Origin of the sequence: Acetivibrio cellulolyticus CD2 (assembly GCF_000179595.2) — a bacterium.
GTDB lineage: Bacteria > Bacillota > Clostridia > Acetivibrionales > Acetivibrionaceae > Acetivibrio > Acetivibrio cellulolyticus.
Genome location: NZ_JH556653.1, coordinates 780,508 through 803,060 on the forward strand (window position 1 = coordinate 780,508; position 22,553 = coordinate 803,060).

15 protein-coding genes are annotated in these 22,553 nt (G+C 35.8%); all 15 read right to left on the reverse strand.

The window, feature by feature from the left end; genetic code table 11:
• Window positions 1-130: 130 nt before the first annotated feature.
• Window positions 131-1,060, reverse strand: coding sequence for a rhamnogalacturonan acetylesterase (locus ACECE_RS0205685; RefSeq protein WP_010245276.1), 930 nt, complete (start codon window positions 1,058-1,060; stop codon window positions 131-133).
• Between the two features lie 214 nt (window positions 1,061-1,274).
• Complete coding sequence (locus tag ACECE_RS0205690; RefSeq protein ID WP_010245279.1) at window positions 1,275-3,620, reverse strand: dockerin type I domain-containing protein; 2,346 nt, start codon at window positions 3,618-3,620, stop codon at window positions 1,275-1,277.
• Between the two features lie 266 nt (window positions 3,621-3,886).
• Window positions 3,887-4,666 (reverse strand): GNAT family N-acetyltransferase, encoded by a 780-nt coding sequence (locus ACECE_RS0205695; protein WP_010245282.1) that lies wholly within the window; start codon window positions 4,664-4,666, stop codon window positions 3,887-3,889.
• Window positions 4,667-4,797: 131 nt separating this feature from the next.
• On the reverse strand, window positions 4,798-6,696 hold the full coding sequence (locus ACECE_RS29100; RefSeq protein WP_051033530.1) for an SH3 domain-containing protein: 1,899 nt from the start codon (window positions 6,694-6,696) through the stop codon (window positions 4,798-4,800).
• Window positions 6,697-6,766: 70 nt separating this feature from the next.
• Complete coding sequence (locus ACECE_RS0205705; protein ID WP_010245288.1) at window positions 6,767-8,308, reverse strand: DUF4153 domain-containing protein; 1,542 nt, start codon at window positions 8,306-8,308, stop codon at window positions 6,767-6,769.
• 3 nt (window positions 8,309-8,311) lie between these two features.
• Window positions 8,312-8,533 (reverse strand): helix-turn-helix domain-containing protein, encoded by a 222-nt coding sequence (locus tag ACECE_RS0205710; protein WP_010245290.1) that lies wholly within the window; start codon window positions 8,531-8,533, stop codon window positions 8,312-8,314.
• A 12-nt stretch (window positions 8,534-8,545) separates the two neighbouring features.
• Window positions 8,546-9,007 carry a DUF2975 domain-containing protein gene (locus ACECE_RS0205715; RefSeq protein WP_010245292.1) on the reverse strand — a complete coding sequence of 154 codons (462 nt, stop codon included), beginning with the start codon at window positions 9,005-9,007 and terminating at the stop codon, window positions 8,546-8,548.
• A gap of 194 nt (window positions 9,008-9,201) precedes the next feature.
• A complete protein-coding gene (locus ACECE_RS0205720) occupies window positions 9,202-10,659 on the reverse strand; it encodes an aminotransferase class I/II-fold pyridoxal phosphate-dependent enzyme (RefSeq protein WP_026073716.1) in 1,458 nt (485 codons plus the stop codon).
• Window positions 10,660-10,792: 133 nt separating this feature from the next.
• Window positions 10,793-11,482 (reverse strand): MgtC/SapB family protein, encoded by a 690-nt coding sequence (locus tag ACECE_RS0205725; RefSeq protein ID WP_010245297.1) that lies wholly within the window; start codon window positions 11,480-11,482, stop codon window positions 10,793-10,795.
• Window positions 11,483-11,646: 164 nt separating this feature from the next.
• A complete protein-coding gene (gene spoIIR, locus ACECE_RS0205730; RefSeq protein ID WP_010245298.1) occupies window positions 11,647-12,372 on the reverse strand; it encodes a stage II sporulation protein R in 726 nt (241 codons plus the stop codon).
• 202 nt (window positions 12,373-12,574) lie between these two features.
• On the reverse strand, window positions 12,575-14,182 hold the full coding sequence (locus tag ACECE_RS0205735) for a CTP synthase (RefSeq protein WP_010245299.1): 1,608 nt from the start codon (window positions 14,180-14,182) through the stop codon (window positions 12,575-12,577).
• Between the two features lie 983 nt (window positions 14,183-15,165).
• Complete coding sequence (locus tag ACECE_RS0205745; RefSeq protein WP_010245300.1) at window positions 15,166-16,086, reverse strand: hypothetical protein; 921 nt, start codon at window positions 16,084-16,086, stop codon at window positions 15,166-15,168.
• 154 nt (window positions 16,087-16,240) lie between these two features.
• Entirely contained in the window at window positions 16,241-17,734 is a 1,494-nt protein-coding gene (locus ACECE_RS0205750) for a S41 family peptidase (RefSeq protein WP_010245301.1), read from the reverse strand.
• A gap of 13 nt (window positions 17,735-17,747) precedes the next feature.
• Complete coding sequence (locus tag ACECE_RS0205755) at window positions 17,748-19,283, reverse strand: S-layer homology domain-containing protein (RefSeq protein WP_010245310.1); 1,536 nt, start codon at window positions 19,281-19,283, stop codon at window positions 17,748-17,750.
• Between the two features lie 55 nt (window positions 19,284-19,338).
• Window positions 19,339-22,299, reverse strand: coding sequence for an S-layer homology domain-containing protein (locus ACECE_RS0205760; protein ID WP_010245313.1), 2,961 nt, complete (start codon window positions 22,297-22,299; stop codon window positions 19,339-19,341).
• Window positions 22,300-22,553 lie beyond the last annotated feature (254 nt).

Genomic DNA, 22,553 nt, shown 5'->3' on the forward strand with positions numbered 1-22,553 from the left:
CTCAGCAAATGGACTTAACCACTTTTTATTTGATGAATTTACAAAGCATAAGTCTTCATATCAATTGGCTATTTACACGAACCAATCCATAAACCTCCAAGCTTTGGCTGTTTTGTATTTAACTTTATAATTACTTAACACACTTTGAAATAGGAACATTTATTTCTTTGACGCCATTTGATACCAATCTGGCAACCTCTAAAGCTCCTGTCTCAGTAAAGTGAGTGAAGTCTTTTCCATTAGATGAAACCATATAGAACGTATAGACTTGGTCATAATCAAGGGTTGCATAATAATCTAAACATTTTGTCATTAGATCTATTATAGCGCAATTTTTTTCATAAGCTACCTGCTTCATAGCATAACAATAGTACTGAAAATCATTAATATATGTACCATTCCTATAACTAAGTTGTGCAGCAGGTGTTATTAATACAGGTATGGCTCCCTTTTTACGGGCACCGTCAACGTATTTTGCCAGATATTCCTTATATGTAGTAAAGGGGTCAGCATAGCAGTCAGGGTTTTTCGAAGTTGCATCATTATGGCTGAATTGAACAAACAAATAATCGCCTTTTTGAATTGCATTGAGAATTTCATCTAACCTTCCTTCCGTTACAAAATTCTTTGAACTTCTTCCACCGATTGCCTTATTCACAAACTTAACATCAGAGGTAAAATAATTGCCGATCATTTGTCCCCAACCCGCCAGCGGAGAATAAGATGAGTTATAAGTCTGAACAGTAGAATCACCGGCTAAATATACTGTAGGTATAGTAGCAGAAGTTGGATAAACTGATGGGACAGGTGTTGGAGTTGCTACAAGAGCTGGAGTTACTACAAAGGTTGGAATTACAACAGTTTTTTGAGTTGAAGCAGGTAAAAAATTTATTAATATTTTGAGGAACTTTTGTGTTATATATTCAAAGTCAACAGAGTTTGCAGAGCCATAGTCATTAGCATTTCCTGCACCATTTTCTAGACCATATACATTTGTTAATTGACAGCATATCATAAATATCAAGGTAAAAATAACTGCTAAAGATCGGTTTTTGTTCATTTGTAGGTTCCTCCCTATTTCCCAAGGAAATATTTTCTATCAACTAAGTATTTATTTACCAGTATTATAACATGTAGATTAAACTTAGTGTAGATAAGGAAGACAAAAAAACAGATACCCTCTTTAGAAATGCTGAAAATATTGAAGCAATAGGCCACACAGCAAAGAGTGCTTTATGCCTCAGTATGCTGTGTGGTCCTTCAAAAGCCTAAGACTAATTAACTGGCAACTTTTCAATCATACCCAGTAAATAATATCTTAACCATGCAAAATCAATTGAATTTAGAGAACCATCCAAGTTGAGATCAGAATTAGTGAAACTAATTTCATTCAATTTAACTGTTCCTAAAAGATAGCATCTGAATTTTGCTAAATCTATGGCATTGACTTTACCATCGCTATTTACGTCCCCATATAATACTTCTATTGGCTCTCCTATAGTTATAACCAGGTCTTTAAGGTCTGTACCATCATATGTAAACAATTTTGCCTCTTTAGGATTTTCAGTAACACAGCCTTCACCTAAATAAAATTCATGCCCTTTATAATTATTTAAACGTATTTTTAACACAAATTTTTCTCCCATATATCTAGGGGGAATGTTTATGAAGAATTTCTTGGAATTAATTGTATCGTCTACCCATGAGTAATATTTACTGTCGCTTGAATCTTCCCCATTTACATTTACAAAACTGTAATCAAGGTAAAATCCTCCTTTTCTCATATCCGATAAACTATCTGATACTGTTAGAGTGCCCCATATTCTTTCACCTTTAATTGGTATTATCTCAAGACCTGTAGAATTTGGTTGACCGGGATTAATAAAAATTGCATCTTCCTTATCAAGAACCATACCATCGTCACCAAGATATCCACCAATAATTAATTTTGCCTCACTAGTAAAGTCCCTTGAAACTGAACTCGATAAAATAACTTCATCAAAATCCTGAGGTACTAGTATCTCGAAGGAAGAACTACGCTCACCAGGTTTCAGCAGACAAGCGTCCATATACTTATAGAAATTTAAACCATCATCATTTTTATCTTGTGCGTTAACTTCTAATACTTGATTTGTATCAAAGCTATCCATATCATCAGGTAATTTTATTGTTCCTGTTATTTTTTCGTATCCAAGAATTGGTATCTGCAAATTATTTATTGTGTCCTTTTGAGCATCCAGCTTTTGAGTTTTGGAACTATATGTAGTTGTCCCCATATCACCATAATAACCGTATCTTGGACATATATTATTACCATTTTCTATATAATATTGTAATGTAAAATCTTTCAAATCAGACGGCATAGTATATTCAAAATCTGTATATGTGCTGCCTTTTTTAATAGTGAAATCATAATCTCTAAAAATAGAATTATTAGAAACTATTTGCAAACTACCCTTTAAATCATCTGGAGATACTTGCCCATAAGGATATATAATTCTGCCTCCCAGCTTTGTACCCTTTAATATACAGAGATCAATATTATCCATATCACCGCTAACTTCCAAATTGCATACACTCTCATCAAGCTGGGTTAATGTACCAGTCGCTGAATAGTATCCTCTATCAATATAATTATTTGATTTTAGACTATAAAGCATATAATATTCATAATATTCACGATATACAGTAATTTCATAATTGGCAGAGTTAGCCCCTTCGGGTATCACCACTTCACGATCTATATAATTTTCATATTGTGTTGGTCCTGCGATTGTTGTATGTGTTGTGTAGTATAATGCTGATACTGTTACAGCACAACCTCCAGTTCCAGCAATTTCACCATCTGGGAGGCTTACTTTACCTTTTATAATATCCCCTCTTTCGAGTGGCAGACTTAATTGCATATCCTCAAGAACAGCAATTCTGTCATCAAGTATACTTGAGTCTGGACGTACGCCAGAAATATAATCATTTATCTTGTAATTGAAATAGTATCCTGGAGAATACAATGGGAGATTAACTTCAAAGGTTCCCTCGCTTTCACCTTTTCTAATAACTGCATTGACACTCTCAGAAAAATATAAATACCTCTGTGGATCAGCGTCAAAAACAAAATGGGGATCACTTTGTGCTGATATTTTTACGCTAACCGATGAGTCACTTTGAGAAGTCAATCCATTGGGAAGTATTAATGTACCTGTCACTTTTCTGCTCTCTACTAAAGTAATATTTATATCAGAATAGTTTTCATATTCAGTTAATGTTTTAGCAAAATATTCGAATGGTTGCTGGCTATCTCCGGTATAATAACTTACATCATAATACCCCTCGATAGGTTCCGTTAGTTCACACCTAACCTTATTTCCGGTACCAAGAGAATAAATATACATAGAATAGACAGTTCCTCTCTCCCCCTCATTGATAACATATTCATGGCTAGAAGTGGATGTTGAGGATTCTGCAATTACTTTCAGCTTAATACCCCCTTTTGGTGCCACCTTGCCATTTGGCAAAGTTATAGCGCCACTAATACTAGGTGGTAGATCCAAAGCATAAACAGTACAACAGGACATAATAAATGTCAGGGCCACTAGACACATCAAAATAACTCGCTTCATAATAATCAACTCCCTCGTATAAATTAAATAATATAATTAAAATAAATCACCTGAATTATAAAAAACATTTTTCTAGAAAGTAGCTCAGTGGAATTGTAAATTGAAAGGACTAATGTGTTGCTAAAATATTGTTTCGATGCTTTGTAAATATTTTAACACTAATAGAAATAAATCTCAAGTAAACACCTATTCTTAATATGTTAAACTTTTATAAACTCATTAGTTTTCTATTTAACAATTTTATATCGTAAATCCCTTTTATCTTTTCAACACTCAACAATATAGGCAGCATATTCCTTGTCAAAATGATATCCCAACTTTTCAGCCAACGCTAAAGATTCTTTATTGGCGGCATCCCAACTTGGATAAAGACCTCTATTCAAGCATTCAATTATCAGCCTGGAAGCACAAATCTTTGCCAATCCCATTCTGCGGTACTCTTTCCTGGTATCGATCTCAATCTCTATTCCTTCATCATAAATAGTGTAAGATGATGCACCACTTACCAACTTGCCGGAATGTAAAATACCAAATCCAATCCCTCGCTGGCTGTAATCACTATAAGATAAAAATTGAGAACAAAGATCATACGACCATTCTTCTTCAATGGACTGATTGTATAAACGCTCATTAATTGGCACCAGTTCAAACTCATTCGGAAGTTTATCAATATTGCCTTTAAGTTTGTTTATGTCAAAAACATCCTTCTCCTTTTTTGTAGCATATCTATTAAACTTCTTAAATCTATTACTGTGCACATCCTCAATCAGCTCTCCCCAGAACTTATTCTGAGGTATCATCAAAATATTAGGCTTACTGAAGAAAGCCGGTATATTTCCAACTAGCAAACGTGATTCATAAGATGATGTATCCCCTGCATAACAACAAAAATCCCCTGTAAGAATTTGTGCACATGTAGGATCTTCATTACTATCTGCCCATGCGTTACCCATATGTCCCTGCAAGCATGACCAAATCATAGTTTCTTCTATATCTTTAAATAGTGCCTCAATTTTATTCATTTCATGTTTTTCCAACTTAATCATATCGAATGACTCAACTCCTCACGGGTAAATTCTATTTTTTCCTTAACTTAGCCTCTTTCATTTCACTCCAAGAAGGATAAAAACAGGTCCCCAAATTAGCTTTAGAGACCTGCATAAAAACTTGATCGGTGTTACTTTTTCAACTCAGCTATGCTTTTTAGTAAATTATCGACTATTACAGCAACTTTGTATCTCGTCATCAAGCTGTTCTTAATACCTTTATAAGAGCTTTCATCAACTTTTAAAATCTCTGTCACAAGTTGACTTCCTTCAGTTGTAGTTGTGTCTATGCCGTTCTTTTTCAAAACAAGAGTTACAATGGATTTCATATAATCAAAATCAGCCAGTCTATTCGGTTCAAACATCTTGTTGTTAGGGATATCAACATATCCTGCTTTCGCAAGGCCACCGGCATATCCGCTGCACCAGCTGTCTTTAAGGTCTCTAAAGGTCGATAAGGCATATTCCTTGTCTTGCTCAACCTTAAAACCTATTGATAGTATTTTGGAAATCTCCGAATGTGTTATTCTTCCAAGTGGATTAAACATGTTGTCGTTCTTTCCGCTTACAATAAACCTGTCCGCAAGATTTTCTATTTCTTCTTTTTTGCTGTAGCCAGTCAAATCTGCAAATTCAGTTTTCTCAAACTGTTTTCCGGCAGTCAAGCACTCGATCCAGAGCTTTCCGCTTCCTCTTTTTACATTGAGATCGTTTACAACTACCGTACGGGTTCTAATTATATTTGCAGTTTTTGAGCCATCAGGGAATTCTGCATACATTCCAAGTGCACTGATAACATAGTAACGTCCCTGATCTTTTCCCAGATATATCATTGTATGACCTGGAAAGTATAGCGCCGCTCCCGGCTGCAGTTCATCCAGCATAGCTTCTCTTCCCTTTACGCTCAAGCCTTCAACGTTAAGCGTCTTACCAGGACATTTTACCTGGGATTCTGTATTTCTTGGCAGCCTAAATCCAAAGCACCTGTAAACTTCAAGTACGAGTGAAGAACAATCGCGTGCATTAAGCATTCCTCCCCAGCCATACCTGTCACCATGCAGTTTGAATACCTGGTTAAGTATATTTTCACGGGTAAATTCCAGATACCCAATAGATACATCTTTTGATACCGGTACTAAAGCAAGTTTATAAACAACTTCACCCTTTTCATTCCTTACCGGCAACTTTACAACAAAGCTGTCATAAGGTGCCCTTCCATCTACAAAAGCAGGGATTTCAGATTGCTCTGCCAATGGAAGAATTGTTCCCATTGAAAATTCCAGTTCGGACAGTTCCGGGGATTCAAAGTTGTAATCAAGCTTTATCTTATTTCCTGTAACAACAAGAAATTGTCCTTCTTCAACACTCTTCTGCTGTGCAAGCCAAGTTGCTTTATCTTTAGAAAATGCTATATTTGAAGCCAAAGTCCATCCTGAGCAGTTATGCATATATATGTACAACCATTTTGCATCAAGGCTCTGATGAAGTATTAGTACAGGTTCATAAGCAAGTACAGCTGTGTTCTGGAATTGATCAAATGCAAAATCATTTGCTGCATCGCTTACTATATCAGAGGTGGGAAATATTTTTAAGTTTGTTCTTGTTACCGTGAATCCAAATTTTACTTCATTTTCATCCTTGATAGCAGCAGTATTAATCTGCGCCCTTAGTTTATCCCAATATTCTTCTCCAACCTCTATTCCATTAATAAAGCACGGAGCTGTTGGAAAGCTTATATCTACATGTGCAGTCAGCGACTTTCTGGTAATCTTTTCAGAAAAATTTGGAAGATCATATGAAACGTTTGACATCGTCTCCATTATTTCCTTGTTATATGTCTGGATTTCCTCAAGAGACATTATAACCTTGTCCCTATCCTCTATTTTGTCAATCCAGTAATCCGCATTGAGCATCTTAATCTCAGTATTAGCCATAGTTTTTACCGGCATTTGCTCACTAGCACTTACACCTAGGGTTATCTGCAAAACGGTCAGAACAGCAACGCACATACATAAATATTTTTTCAACAAAATATCTCCTCCTTTATTTTTTCCAATTACAAGCAATTATATTTTATTGCCTTATCAAAAGTCAATATAATTAATTTAGTCCGTATTCATCCAGAACCAACTTTGCTCTGTAATGTGATAAATTAAAAGACTGCCAGTCATTTTTCTCTGCAAGTCTCTCTTTCCTTAACTTAAGCTCATGTCTAATATCACTTGAAATTTGTTCATTTTTATTACCAAGAAGCGTTACCATATAAGGCACTGCATCATCTGAAAGACTGGTCAGATAATAAGTATCGATGATTTCTCCTGTGTTAGTTTCAAACCTTCTGATATTGTTATTTACAATGAATACATCTGCATTAAAATAGTTTATTGCAATATATGCGATTATCGCAACAACTATATATGATTTTAGTAATGAAAAACTTTCTCTCCAAACTTTGATCAAAGTTGCAATGAGTATAACAAATATAAATATCATAAATGCGTGTGTAAAAACTCTAAGGTAAGTATACCCGTATTCTTCCTCATAAAGCGACATTCTGAAGTGAGCAGATAAAAGCATAACCATTGTACATGCAACCAGCAGTGTATTCAAAACTTTTAAGGCCATAGATACAATTGCATTATCATTTTTGGTGAGGTTTATTATACTTGTCAATATGCTGACATTTATTAATGTAACAGCAACCAATTCAAAGAATCCTCTTCTTGCGTATTCAGCATAAGTAACACCCTGTGGCAGTAACGAGCTTATACTTCCAAAAAGATACGTAAACTGTATTATTGTAAAAACAACATATATTAGATTCACTGATATCAGCATAGTTAAAACTATTACAGGATCCCAAACCTTCCTTATTTGAACATTGTCCACAATATTTTTACCTGTTTGCCTGTTATTTTGATAATAAAGGCTCCAAAGGTAACTGAATATTAATGAGCCTATTATTAGCCCAATAATCAACTGTGCAGTAAAGTCTCCAATGCTTAAGTTTATAAACAAATCGGAAATATTCCCCATCCAATGGCTGAACACCTCATCAGCTTCAGAAAGCAGAGCAATTACCACTGCTATTAACGGTACGGATAATAACAAGCCTATGACCACTTTGCTTATAACCGAAGCCTTTCCTGAATTAGTTTTCTTTTTCAAAATTTTTGATATTAAACTGAAAGGCTTTAATATATAAGAAAAGGTTCTAACAAATAACGCATTCAATAAATCAAGTATGAATCTGGCATCAAACCATTTGTAATCGTTGTTATTTGTTATAAGCAGTGTCTGCATGAATATTAGCATTGGTATTATCAGAAAATTAAAAAACATGAATATCGCATTTGAAAAAAACATATAGGCAAAAGACAACATAACAATCGGAATGGTTAACATCGTTCCAAAATTAATTTTAAATACTATTTTATCTCGTAAAGTAAATAACAGCACACCGTAAAAAGCCAAAACAAAAATCGGATATGAAATACCTAATTCTTTCTCATAGAATAAGATGTTATAGACCACTGCAAGTATAATAGAACCTATCAGAAGATAAATATTCTCCTTTTTCACTATATTTTCTTCCATACCAACACTACTTATTTCAATTTTCGGGTTATTTAATTCTTCCATAAACTATTCCCCCTTTAACTTTTCAGAATCATATTCAAGGATATCTCCCGGTTGGCAATCCAAGGCTTCACAAATTGCTTCAAGAGTTGAAAAACGCACTGCCTTGGCTTTGCCCGTTTTGAGTATTGACAGGTTAGCCAATGTAATGTCAACCTTAGATGCAAGTTCAGATAAACTCATCTTCCTTTTCGCCATCATGACATCTAAATTTACCAGTATAGCCATAAAGCCCCTCCTCTATATAGTAAGGTCGTTTTCTTCTTTTACAATTACAGCCTGGTGGAAAACCTCAGCCAGTATTATTGAAAACAATCCGGCAATTACAAACACCATCGACATTATGATTGTAAGGATTGAAGGAAAGAAAACTATTTTTACAACATATGATCCAGAAATTATAAAGGATGCATAAGCCATACGTTTTAAGCTCTTGACATTATCCTTAGTAAAAGGATTTCTTTGGTTTATGTTCTTAAATATCTTTCTTATCTCATAAACCAAACTTAAAGCAAATAGGCCAGTAATGTAAAAGAACCCCAGTAAAAAGTAATAATTTTCATCATATGTACTTTTTATAAGATCAAATGCAAGGTTAAGACACCACGGCAAGGTTACAAAAATAGCCGTTCCTCCAATTAAAACTGCATCCAACAATACTTTTACCATACCTGACAATCCATCTGCTCCTAAAACCTTCATATAACAACCTCCTTTTCATACTTACGCCTAAGTATAGTATAAACCGTTATTTGTTATTTATCAATATATTTTTATTGAATACCAATAAATTTTTATTTATTTACAATAACATTAAGGAACAATAAACAATTAACTATTACTCATCTAAAAAAGGACTACCACACGTATGGAAGTCCTTTACTGCAAACATTTTATTAATCTGTACCAAGTACCATAATTGAATTTATATGCGGATCAGCGGTACCTTGCATTTGACATCTTTGATTTTTCAAAACCTCAATATAGTCAACAATATCCTGAGTTATACGCTCCCCAAGACCAATAACAGGTATACCGGGAGGATAAGCCATAATCATCTCACCTGCTATTTCTCCCACTGATTCCTTAAGTGGAATTGACTTTTTCTTGCTATAAAAAGCGTCCCTTGGTGAAACAATCATCTTTGGATTCTGCGGAATTATTGTATGCTTCCTGCATTCTTTAACCTCAGTTTTTGACGATATATCCTTTAGTGCATTAATTAGGGCAACAATATTTTCCTCTGTATCACCCAAACTTACAATACCCATTATATTATGCATATCTGAAAGCTCAATTTGAATATTATATTCGCTCCTGAGCTTTGCTTCCATTTCATATCCTGTATAACCAAGACCTTCTACATTTATACCAAGCTTGGTCTCATCAAAATCATAGCATCCAGGTGTACCTATAAGTTCCTTTCCAAAAGCGTATAGGCCTTCTATTTTATTTATCTCATCCCTTGCCATTCTTGCAAGTCTTAATGCCTCTTCCAACATTTCACAGCCTTCAGTAGCCATCTGCTTTCTTGCAATATCCAAAGAACACATCAACAAATACGACGAACTTGTTGTATGCGTTAAATTCAAAACCGCTTTCACCCTATCAGGAGAAATCAAATTGCTTCTTAACAGAAGAACTGAACTTTGAGTTAACGACCCTGCAGTCTTATGCATACTAGCCGCACTCATATCAGCTCCAACTTCCATAGCAGTTAGCGGAAAATCATCATGGAATGACATATGTGCTCCATGAGCTTCATCTACCAATACAGCCATTTCATGTCTATGTGCTATTCTTACAAGAGATTTTAAATCTGATGCTGCACCATAGTAAGTGGGGTTGATCAAAAATACTGCTTTTGCATGTGGATTTTCCTTAATTGCTTTTCTCAAGCTTTCTTCAGTTATTCCCATTGCAATTCCCAGATGCTCGTTTATTTCAGGCTGTATATATACAGGCATTGCTCCACTTAGGATAATACCACCTATTGTTGATTTATGAGCATTTCTTGGAATTAGTATCTTGTCACCTGGCTCGCACGCACTCATAATCATTGCCTGAACGCCCACAGTAGTACCCCCCACCAGGAAAAATGCATTCTGAGCACTATAAGCCTGTGCTAAAAGCTTTTCAGATTCATAAATAACTCCTGTAGGGTTATTTGCAAAATCCAGATCCTGCATACCATTTGCATCCATCTGGAATACACGTTCCCCGATATAATCTCTGAACTCCTGAAGTCCATTTCCCTTTTTGTGACCGGGAACATGAAACTGTACCACGTTATCATCCACATACTTCTTTACCGCATCAAAAAGCGGTGTCTTGAATTGAGCTAATCTTGCCACTCCTTCATCCCTCACTTCCAACCAATTTTATGGCCAACCTCCGTTAGAGAAAAAATTAATAAACAAATGAATTATAGGATAACGGATTTAAAAAGTCAAACATTTTTTATAACAATATTTTTTGTAAACCAACTTATTCTTCGTAAACCTTGCTAATACCTTCAATAAGCTGAAGTTCACCGATTATATCTTCCTTCTTGACATTGCCGGGCAACTTTACAAGAAATTTAATCAACGCATCGTTATCATCGTCACTGTTTAGAAACTCTATATTTTTTATCGTTATATCATGCTTCCCGAATAGGCATCCAATGTTCCCTAGCTGGCCAGGTATGTTATGGGTTTTCACATATAAGATATTGAGCTGCCTTTTTTTAGCAAAACTAATTTCCAGCTTTTTCAGTACAATAAGAGTTAAGTAAATAACAAGAGCCGCTATAATAGCACCTTCATAAAAACCTATCCCTGCAGCTATTCCAACACATGACACCGCCCAAAGACTTGCAGCAGTAGTAAGCCCCCTAACACTCATGCCCTCTCTTATTATTGTCCCTGCACCCAGAAAACCGATACCGCTTATTACTTGGGCACCAAGACGTGCCGGGTCAATATTGGTAATCCCTTTATACTTTTCAAAAATAAATTGGGAAGTAAGCATTACAAGGGCAGCTCCAAGACATACGAGAATATGCGTACGAAATCCCGCAGGCCTATTCATACTTTCCCTTTCATAACCAATCAACCCACCGAGAATACAAGCCAGAAGCAATCTGAATGCGGTAATAAAGTAGAACTCAAAGTTTATATCCATTAAAATACCCATCACTTTATTCACCTCTAATGTTTCAGATTAATAGAATATCTACAAGAGAAAAGTTATCTATATATAATAGTATATCATATTTTAGTAATATAATAACTCAATTTTGTTAGAGCTATAAACAAACTAAGGCGGCTTGTTCCCAAGCCGCCTTAGTGGATATAATCCTAGTTAAAACTCAACTTTTCATATACGGTGCTAAATAATTTATTAATAGCCCCTTTAACTTTTATTTTAGAGCCTTGAAAAAACTCTACAACTTTGAATTTAATTTCCACCGGTATTTGATCTTCTTCATCGGTTGAAGCTACTATATTATATTCCTCTTCACTAAGAACGCTCTTTAAATCCTCTTTGACCGAATCGGGGACAGTACCGTGTGTAGCATCTACAAAACATAGCGGAGGAAACATCACGCACCACCAGTTTTGACCCTCTCCCTCCCCAATAACTACTCTAAGAGCCTGATACGTTCCGGCAGGCAGTGTTATATCACCATACATCTTAGTCGGAAAAGGAAAATTACCAAGCATTACTTTTACACTATAATTCTTCTTTTGCCTCTTTATTTCATCTTCTGCAAGAGCCTTTATTTTATCCAAATTATTGTTGACTTGTAATTTTGCAGCTTCTACGTCCTCAAAATCCTTAAACTCACTCTTCATATAACCAAGTATTACATCTCTAACATCCCTTTTAAGTTGTTGGTCCTCCGGTGAGTCGCTATTGGCTATAACATGAAGCCTCAAAAGGTTATCAGATAATCCGCTGTTGACCTCATCAGAATATGACGCAAATGCTATTCCCGTTATTAGCAGCGATACCATTACAACAGCTACAATCCCTTTAAATACCAACTTCAATTTTCTTGAATTTTTTAAACCCTTTATCATAATAAAAATCCCCCCATATCTTGACAAGGAACTATTTGAATGTTTATATAATTGCAAATAGACTCCTTATTTTAATTATTTTAGCAACAGTAACTTTTATTGCTTAGTATAATTATTTACAAGATTGAAAGGATTTATACTATACATAAAATATTTTAGTACAAAATCTATTATTTAGAAAAATTACTATTTTAATGCTCTACTATTTTCCAGAGTTTTCAACTGCCGCCTTAATAAAGTCCCTGAAAAGCGGGTGTGGCCTATTCGGCCTTGATTTAAATTCGGGATGGAACTGAACTCCCACATACCATGGATGATCTCCAAGTTCAATAACCTCAACCAGTCTTTCACTCGGTGATAATCCAGATATAATAAGACCTTTAGAAGTCAGCATCTCCCTATATTCATTGTTAAATTCATACCTGTGCCTATGTCTTTCATAAACCAATTCATCTTTATATATCTCAAAATTCTTTGTGTTTTCACCTATTTTGCAAGGATAGAGACCAAGTCTCATGGTTCCGCCCATTTCATCAATATCCCTTTGCTCAGGCATAAGGTCAATTACAGGGTATGGTGACTCAACATCAAACTCTGAACTGTTGGCACCTTCCAGACCTGCTACATTACGTGCAAATTCTACAACTGCCATTTGCATACCCAAACAAATACCGAAATAAGGCTTTTTATTTTCTCTTGCAAATTTTGCTGCAAGTATTTTTCCTTCTATACCCCTATCTCCAAAGCCTCCTGGAACCAAAATGCCATCACATTTTGAAAGGCGGCTTTTTACATTTCCTTCATTTAAATCCTCAGAATTTACCCAGCTGATTTTAACATCAACACTATTTGCTATACCGCCATGCTTTAAAGCTTCCACTACACTTAAGTACGCATCATGCAGTTCCACATATTTGCCAACAAGTGCAATGGTAACAGAACTACTGATACCTTTCTGCTTCTCAACCATACTCTTCCATTCGGCCAAGTCCGGTTCAGTACACTGTAATCCCAATCGTTTGCAAACATTAGCTGCAAGTCCTTCGTCTTCAAGCATTAATGGAACTTCATAAAGTATTTCTGCATCAAGATTCTGTATAACTGAATCTCCTGAAATATTACAGAATAGACCTATCTTGTCTTTAAGGTCCTTGCTCAAACGCTTTTCAGTACGGCAAACAATAACATCAGGCTGAATACCTATACTTCTCAATTCCTTTACACTGTGCTGTGTAGGTTTTGTTTTGAGTTCTCCAGACTTTCCAAGATAAGGAACAAGAGTAACGTGTATATACATAACATTCTCCCGTCCTTTTTCAGTAGAAACCTGCCTTATAGCTTCAAGGAAAGGAAGGCTTTCGATATCTCCAACTGTTCCGCCGATTTCTGTAATAACAACATCGGTATGATCAGTCTTCCCTACTCTGTAAATCCTATCTTTTATTTCATTAGTGATGTGTGGTATTACCTGTACTGTGCCACCTAAAAAGTCGCCTTTTCTTTCCTTACTGATAACAGACCAATAGATCTTTCCGGTAGTAACATTGCTGTTCTTACTTAAGTTCTCGTCAATGAACCTTTCATAATGCCCCAAATCAAGGTCAGTTTCAGCCCCATCATCAGTTACAAACACCTCTCCATGCTGATATGGACTCATAGTTCCAGGGTCAACATTGATGTAAGGATCAAATTTCTGAATTGTCACCCTCAGTCCTCTTGCCTTAAGAAGTCTCCCTAAAGATGCAGCTGTTATTCCCTTACCCAGGCCGGAAACAACGCCACCGGTTACAAAAATGTACTTAACAGACATGATTTCTTATCCTCCAAAAACAGTTTCAGCCGGTTAGATGCGCTCCTCGGCTGACAATATATTTAATAAACTAAAGTCTATTCATATTTTATAGATAACGAATACTAAAGTAAATCTATACAGCACTTAATCATTATCTAATTTTGATGAAAAACATCCTTGTAAATTTAGTTTTAGAATTTTTCATCAATAAAACATACAACTTATATTGTATATTTGCTAAAATGCAGTGTCAATAAGAAGATTTAATTTTGTGACATAAAAAATAAGAAAGACAGCAATATATGCTGTCCTAGAAATATTTAAATTTAATTTGAAAGCTGCTCACTTCGTAGCCCAAGACCACAATAGTTAATACAAAAATACATTAATTCCGATAATATAGAATAATTAATTACTCTATATTCTTCCTCCCCCAAAAACTTTCTATTTCTTCTTTTTTAATTCCGTTCAATTAAAATAAAATTTAAATCAAAATTTGTTTCCCATAAATCTTATATTTTTCTCTCCCCTAAATCCTTCGTCCTTACCCTTACATCCAAGCAAAATTAAAATATACGCTTGCAAATCTCTCTTCAAACTTGCTCCCCGTAATAATCCCATTTTATAGAAGATAAATATACTTCTTTCAAAAACTATACATAAAATGGAGCTTGGACTACGAAGTTAACAGCCTTCTCTATATAGTAACATAAAGTACTTAGACTGCTTATACATCCCTCCCTATACTAATATTTATTATTATTTTATGCTAACTATTCAACATATATTATAAATAAAAACATTCAGATCCAAAGTACAGTATAAGATTGCATAAATAACCAAGTTAAACAACTAAAAACTAAAGTCATTTTGTCAACAAGATAAGTCGGTCAAAAAAGTCTAAAATCATTTTGTTAATATAAGGATATCAAAAATATTCCAACTTGTCAACAGTTCGTTTACAAATCAACTAAATGATGCCAGCTAAAAAAACTAAATATTTACTCTGTCAATCTAACACCTGTAAGCCCATAGTCTTTCTGCCCTTCACTCAATTCTCCCTGAGTTATGTTCTTTACGAAATATCCTTCCACTATGCATTTATTTCCCTGCCCCGTAACAGCTTTTACTAGAAATGATGCAAAGCCGCGTATTTGTACTGAGCTTCTTCCATTTACATCAAGACTATCTACAATAACTACTGTTATAATTCTTGAACATTCAGGATCAAAACTGCTGTATGTACATTCTGGGCAATGGTCACAGTCATTTACCAACTCGTTTATGGAAGACTTTGTAGGGTTGCTCATGTTACCTGGTTCAGTTTCAACGTAATCTCCAACTTTCAGTTCGCCGTCATAACCATTTAAGATGTTAAACCTGTAATTACATGCGCCACTACCCCCGAGTGCAAGACATCCATAATTTCCATTACTCCCGCTGCCTCCGCCTTCCTTGAGAGTATATAATTTCCCAAACTCAAATTCCTGGTCTTCAATAGCAAAAGGTCTGATATCCTTGAATACGCTTGTCACTCCCATTACCTTAGCAGTAGCATTTGCCTTAATCTCACCACTGTCAAACCCAAGTAATTTGGCAAATAAATAGCTGACTTCAATTTTTGTTTTTATACTAATACCTTTACCGTCATCAAGGATATTTATTTGGGCATCATCCGGATCTACACCGTTTTTTTCCAGGTATTCCGTAGCTACCACAACCGGATTCTCATCACCGTAAAAAAGCGACTGTGCTGATGCTAATGCCGCAGCATCTGTTGCTTTAACCGTATCTGCCTTTTTGTATGCCACCACACCTATATCTATAACAATAGAAGCACATGCTGCAATCACAGAAAACATAATAACATATAAAACCAACGTAGTACCTTTTCTGCTTCGTATCACGTTAATCCTTTTCATATTATAAACACCTCAAAAAATAAATATATTCCCTATTATCATTGTACATCTAATATCTGGAAACTCCATCCAACCACAAAACTATTTTGAAATAGGAAATATTAACTATTTTAATTGAGTGCTGTTTAACCTACCTCTTAATACAACCCTAAAATTAATCTTTCAATAATTCTAAAGCCTTAGCCATCTGTTTGTCATATTCAGACTGCAATTTTTCAAGCTTATTATTGAGAGCTTGCTGAGTAGAGAAGTCCAAAACTCCATATGGGTACAACCCATTATCCTTTTGGAACTTGTAGATAGCATCAGAAGTTTCTCCATCTAGAAACATATCCGGAGAATCAACCTCATATCCGCAAAACTTGAGAATTTTCTCTGCGTTGAAAACATCCAAACTCTTGTCATTTATCGTAGGCTTAACCCTCTTTTCAAGGCTATCAATAGTTCTTAAGTCTACCTCGTTTTTCAATTCCTCATTTTCAATGTAATAATCGGGCTGAAGGCCTGTTCCATCTATCATTCTTCCTTTAGGAGTGTAATATTCACCCGTTGTAATCTTTGTCCATCCGAGTATTTCATCATCTGTAGGTCTAATGCCATGATTATTAATCAGGTCATAGCCATCAACTATCTTGACTCCAAGTTCTTCCTCATACTTCTTATAAGCCTCTGGTGAAAGTATAGGAAAAATGTTTTGAACCTTTCCTTTTCCATAGGTCTTAGTACCTACTAAAGTTCCCGAACCTGTATCCTGAACAGCTCCTGCTAGTATCTCTGATGCACTCGCACTTGATTCATTCACCAATACTACCAATTTATACTTCAAATCTTTATTTTCCGAATAATATGCCTCATCATCCTTCTCTTCAGATTTAAAATCCAGCTTTGTAATCAAACCTTTTGGAACAAAGTTTTCCGCTATTTTAACTACCTGACTTACCTCTCCGCCAGGATTGTCCCTTAAGTCCAATATCAGCTTCTTAATTTTACTTTTATCAATTTCTTCAAGTGCTTTAGTCATATATAGGTTTGAATTAGAGCTAAAGATATCAAGCTTTATATATCCAATTTCGTCCTTTATGTGGTAAGTGACAGGATTAACAACCACTTCTGCTCTCTCTACCTCAAAAGTACGTGCATCCTTTTCACCTAACCTTTGCATTGTAATTGAAACTTTTGTTCCTGCCTTGCCTCTAATTAGCTGTGCCACTTCATCAGTGCTTTTTCCTTCAACACTCTGTCCATCAACCTTGAGGACAATGTCACCCTTGATAATTCCAGCCTTAGCTGCCGGGGAAGACTCAAAAACCTCAACTATGCATATAGCTTTTGTTTCTGATGATATTCTCACTCCAATTCCCACGTAAGAACCATCCACGTCGGAAAAGAAGCTTTCAGCCTCTTCTTGGGTGTAGTAATCGGTATACTTGTCCATAGTGTCAAACATACCGTTTATCGCACCTTCAATCAATTGTTTATCGGTCACCTTATCCTTATATTTTTCCTTTATCGAGTCCATAATGCTCTGCAAGTAATCCATATCTATGGTACTTTCTTCAACCTGACTTTCAGCTGCAAAGGATACGTTCGCTGTTAATAGACACAATACCAAAACAGCACTTGCAATTCTAACAAAAGTTTTAGTCATGATTAATTTCCCCTTAATAGTTAATTATTCTTTCCCTATAGTCTTTCTTGAGATCATCTCTCATATAATTTATCAGTTTGTTTATAACAACTGCAGCTCTAGCTTTAGTAAGATATTCTCGTGGTTTCAGATATCCTTTTTCATCCCCCAGCACAAGACCTATCCTTTGTGCTACATATATATGATTTCTAGCATATGCAGGAATATCACCATCATCTATAAACGAAGTCGTCACACCGCCAGCTGGAGCCAAAGCTTCCAATCCCAGAGCCCTTATAATAATTGTAATAGCATCCGCCATAGTCAAATAATCATCAGGAGCAAACATGTCGTTTCCACGGCCACTTATTATTCCCCTTTTATAAGCATTGTTGATATTTTCAAAATACTTGCTATCTGCCGCTACATCTACAAAAGGTGAAAGAATTTGTTGTTTGCTTTTAGAAGTTTTGCTGGTCTTGGAAGTAACAAGGGTGGAATCTATTGGAACCTCTTTTGCCGCCAGTACAATAGCATCTGCAAACTCGGCTCTTGTCATTACTTCCTGAGGATTGAAATTCCCCGGATCCTCACTGAAAACCTCCAGGCTGTAAAGAGCTTTTATATCATTTTCAGCCCAATGCCCTTTAAGTTTATTTATATTTGGAACCATAAGCCTTGTCTTAACTGGAAAACTTTCAATTTTAAGGCTGTCTGATGTTTCAATTAATCTGTCTGTCGAAACTCCCTGGGCGTCAAACTCCGGCAGACTGGCTGAATACTTAAGAACGCTGTTATTGTACTGAGTTTGCACAAATCCGCCTTCAAAGCTGATAGTCTCAGGCTCATTCTCTACATACTTTATCTGTTTTGCAGAAGTATTGGAGAGGCTTACACTTGCTGTACCGCCCCATTTGTCAACAGTATCGCCGCTTTTACCCTCACTCTGGATCATGTATTCCAGCACCTGTGTTTCAGTTGTTCCCCAATATTGGTTATATCCATAGAAATCACCTGTAATATCAACAGTAACCGAGCCTTCGTCTGTTCCTATTTCGTAAGTTTTTCTACCCCAAAGGTTGCCCGCCAGATAGTCAACTGCTGGCTTTGAATCAGTTATATTTGTCTTTGTAAAATCATAGTTTTTCAAGGTGTACGTCGCATCATCAACTTTAATAACTTCTGTGTATTTTGGGTTTAGACTGGTCTCTTCTATTGTCTGGCCGTTGTCCTTTTTTGTCAGCACAGTACTATAAGAGAGGAATTTTGTCAGTGTACCGGACCTTTCATCATTGGTAAGCTTATATGTGTAGTTTGCAGTTATAATTTGCTTACCTGTTGTACTATCCTGCTTCACTGTTTTCTTTATTGTCAATGTCCCTGTAAACACAACAGGCTCCCCTGTCAAAAATATAACTTCCTTATAATCGTATGTAGTCTTACCAACCACTTCTCCTGAAGATATTCCACCTTCAAATCCGCTGTCACCACTTCTTGCATATGCCTCCATATTTGAAATTCCTAATACTATAATAATAGTCAGTGACATCAATTTCAACAGTTTTGACATATTATGATCCCTCCAAAATACCGGATTGAATTCAAAGCTATATTTCAGCTATTCCTTATTCAACAAATATAATGTACGCATCTCCAGTTTCGCTGTCGTCCTTCTTGATTACCCTGACTTTATCTCCTTTCTCAAGGTCTGATGGTTCTGCAATTCTATTGTCCTTTAGTATAATGCTGTTATCAAGAATGTTAAGGCTCATATCTTTACTATCCTTCCACATATTCGTAGTCGGATCATAAATTTTTGCACTGAACATTGTAAACCCTGTTGGCTCACTGTCTCCTGTTATTTCGTATATATCACCCTTTGCTGAAACAGTTCCATACGGAACCGTATTAACCATGACTGCATCTGTGCCATTTGCCAATATATAAACGGTACGGTCTTCATAGCTTGAATCTCCATAATCCGTAAAATTGCGCTGTCCAACGATTCCCGAATCATCAATTATACTTGTAGCATAAGTAATTCTGAATGTCTTTGGAGTATTGTAAAAGTCCCAATTTACGCCATTGAGCTGTGAAAATGAGCTTACGGTAAAATCCTTATTTTCATTAATACTTGCTATCCTTCCACGGTAAATACTTATGAAATTAGGGTCAGACCTCGGGCTTATATCAACTACACTTGCATAGTATTTTCCATCGGAGTACTCCCTGTTTGCTATAACATAAGCCATATCCTCAGGAGAAATACTGCTGCCCGTAACCAGCCTTTTATCCTTAACAACAATGGTTCCTTTATCATATGAGATATTACTTGTTTCCTTCTCCAGCGATATCTCACCCTCAATTCCTAAAGTATTTGATACAATACTGTCGTCAAATGCAGCCAATTCTGTGTCACTTTTGTTCTTAAAAGATACTAAGACAGCCTTTTCATCTCCTCCATAATCATTTTCAACAGCGATATATGCTTCAGTGCTTCTTAAATTACTGTTAATAGCATCTGCCCCTATATTTTCACTGTTATAAAATATATCATTATCGTCAGCCAGACTAATAGTTGAAAATCCCTTTTGATCAGCTCTTTCCCAGCTTCCATTTTTAAGTATCTCCATGTTCTGGAGTATCAAGCTGTTTGAAATATCATCCAGTTTAACTACAACACCCTTGTATATGTTCGTAACGAAATGCTCGTCTCCTTCGATAGTTATCTGTTTCAACCTTGTAAAGGCGTCAGTTATATTAATGAGTAGCTTGACCCTGTCCCCTTCTTTTAAGGTATCATATCCCACTAATTTTTTATCAAGCATTACAGGTATTTTCTCATCAGTCGTCAATATCTGCTGGGTGCCATCATCATATTGTACTGCAAGTGATGCAGGATTTTTTGACATAACCTTTCCCTGCTTTTCAATATAGTTGTCTACAGCACTTATAACCTCAATGTTTCCCTTGTCATCAAATTTAATATAGACAGAATCACCACCTTCAACATCTTCAATGTTTGCCGGTTTATAATTTTTCAGCACACTGATATTTTTAGGGTTTGAGTAGTTATATGTTTTAATGTCTGGAGTCGTTCCGTCTCCTGGGGAATCCTCATTATACAGTGTGATATATCCAAGTTGAGGATTGATATCTTCTACTATACCGTTAGCTACTCCCTGCTCTCTCAACCTGAGCGTTACCGATTTTATTCCCGATATCATATTATCTTTTATAGCCAGAATAACGTCCATCCCAGGTTCAATTGCATCTATAGTGGATTTTATATTATCTACGATCACTTCTGAATTGGCACTGTATATATATGTAACATCTACATTTTTCCCATTACTGTCATAAGAGAAGTTATTATCCTCAATATTTACCTCTGGGTACTTTAAATCGAACACCTTTGAGATATTTAAAGTTTGCTTTGCAGTATCAATAGTGTTCACTCTTGCAACCAAATATTTTGTATTTGCAGTATTTGATATGACTTTTACATATACTACCCTTCCATCAATTGTTGTCGTGTATTCTACACGGTCTCCCGTCACTAAAGCGCTGCTTTTCCCAAGCCATCCGTCTTTATATACAATCAAATCAATATTTTCTATTGGTTTTAAACTTCCATTCTGTTCATTCCTGTAATCTTCAGACTGTTTATTCAATATCCTGGTAACAATCTGATGCAGCTTCCCGTTGCTGTTTCTCACACTGTATGTATTTTTCGTTATGTTTTGTCCGTCAACAAAATCTTTAGCAGGCTCAATACTCTCAATAGTTCCTAATTCCTTTTCATATCCCCTGAGAGGCAAAATGACGGGAAGAGCATTTTTTATTATTTGTGCCACCTGTTCTCTCGTAACATTTCCTTGAGGTTTGAATTTTCCATTCCCCAACCCGCTCATTATATTGTTTTGAAGCACTGCTTCAATGTATGGAATTTTTAAAGGATCTGCCTCCGACCAGTCACTGTAGCTGTTAAAAATCTTCTGCTGCCCATATACAGGAGGAAGACTTAATGCCTTTGCTATCCAGAAGGCAACATCCTGCCTTTTCGCTGCCGATTCCCTATAAAAGCTGGCAGCTGTAAAAGCACTTCTGTCTGATGCTAAAGCGTCAGTAAGGTCTTGCGCACTAATAAGCCCATCGGTAGCTGCAAGCTGCAGGTACCCATCAGACCACATTGCTGGGGCATATGTTTTTTTGTTAGCGGCAGTTCTTGCGGCATCCAGTACTTCAGCTGCCATTTGTGCCTCAACCTCTCTTCCAACCGCATTATAAACCATAGCCAGCGCCTGCTCCTTTGTGACAGAATTTGTCCGTCCAAAGGTTCTATTTCCATAGCCCTTCATTATCTCAAGAGCACTAACATCGCATATAGCTTCCTTCGACCATACCTTGGAGCCTTTTACATCCCGGTAGTCGACATTGTTAAGAATTGTATTTACGGTATTAATTCCTATATAGGTCTTTTCTGCCACCTCTTCAGTGTATGCAGGAGTTAAAAATGTAAATGAAAGAAGTAGAGTTAAGGCTAGAGCTATAGTTTTTTTAGATAGATTAGTTTTTTTACTCATAACAGCATTACCTCTGTTTAATTATTTTGAAATGCAGGTATAGCTTGTGTTTTCAATTCTTGTGGCAGGAAGATTGTCCTCTTTATATAGTTCGTAAATAGTTTTGCTATTTTTTAATTGTATAAGAAAAATTAGCCTGTAATTCTATATCGGCTAATTTTTCAAGATTTTTTAATGCTTATATGTTACAAAACGGTTACATGTTCTAGATATCGAATTAACATAATTTTTTATTAACCTAAAACTCAAAAATG

What these genes read in the sequence shown, in the direction of transcription:
- ACECE_RS0205685 (WP_010245276.1), bottom strand. Translation starts at nt 1,060, where the DNA reads ATGAACAAAAACCGATCTTTAGCAGTTATTTTTACCTTGATATTTATG.
- ACECE_RS0205690 (WP_010245279.1), bottom strand. Translation starts at nt 3,620, where the DNA reads ATGAAGCGAGTTATTTTGATGTGTCTAGTGGCCCTGACATTTATTATG.
- ACECE_RS0205695 (WP_010245282.1), bottom strand. Translation starts at nt 4,666, where the DNA reads ATGATTAAGTTGGAAAAACATGAAATGAATAAAATTGAGGCACTATTT.
- ACECE_RS0205705 (WP_010245288.1), bottom strand. Translation starts at nt 8,308, where the DNA reads ATGGAAGAATTAAATAACCCGAAAATTGAAATAAGTAGTGTTGGTATG.
- ACECE_RS0205710 (WP_010245290.1), bottom strand. Translation starts at nt 8,533, where the DNA reads ATGGCTATACTGGTAAATTTAGATGTCATGATGGCGAAAAGGAAGATG.
- ACECE_RS0205715 (WP_010245292.1), bottom strand. Translation starts at nt 9,007, where the DNA reads ATGAAGGTTTTAGGAGCAGATGGATTGTCAGGTATGGTAAAAGTATTG.
- ACECE_RS0205725 (WP_010245297.1), bottom strand. Translation starts at nt 11,482, where the DNA reads ATGGGTATTTTAATGGATATAAACTTTGAGTTCTACTTTATTACCGCA.
- spoIIR (WP_010245298.1), bottom strand. Translation starts at nt 12,372, where the DNA reads ATGATAAAGGGTTTAAAAAATTCAAGAAAATTGAAGTTGGTATTTAAA.
- ACECE_RS0205735 (WP_010245299.1), bottom strand. Translation starts at nt 14,182, where the DNA reads ATGTCTGTTAAGTACATTTTTGTAACCGGTGGCGTTGTTTCCGGCCTG.
- ACECE_RS0205745 (WP_010245300.1), bottom strand. Translation starts at nt 16,086, where the DNA reads ATGAAAAGGATTAACGTGATACGAAGCAGAAAAGGTACTACGTTGGTT.
- ACECE_RS0205750 (WP_010245301.1), bottom strand. Translation starts at nt 17,734, where the DNA reads ATGACTAAAACTTTTGTTAGAATTGCAAGTGCTGTTTTGGTATTGTGT.
- ACECE_RS0205755 (WP_010245310.1), bottom strand. Translation starts at nt 19,283, where the DNA reads ATGTCAAAACTGTTGAAATTGATGTCACTGACTATTATTATAGTATTA.
- ACECE_RS0205760 (WP_010245313.1), bottom strand. Translation starts at nt 22,299, where the DNA reads ATGAGTAAAAAAACTAATCTATCTAAAAAAACTATAGCTCTAGCCTTA.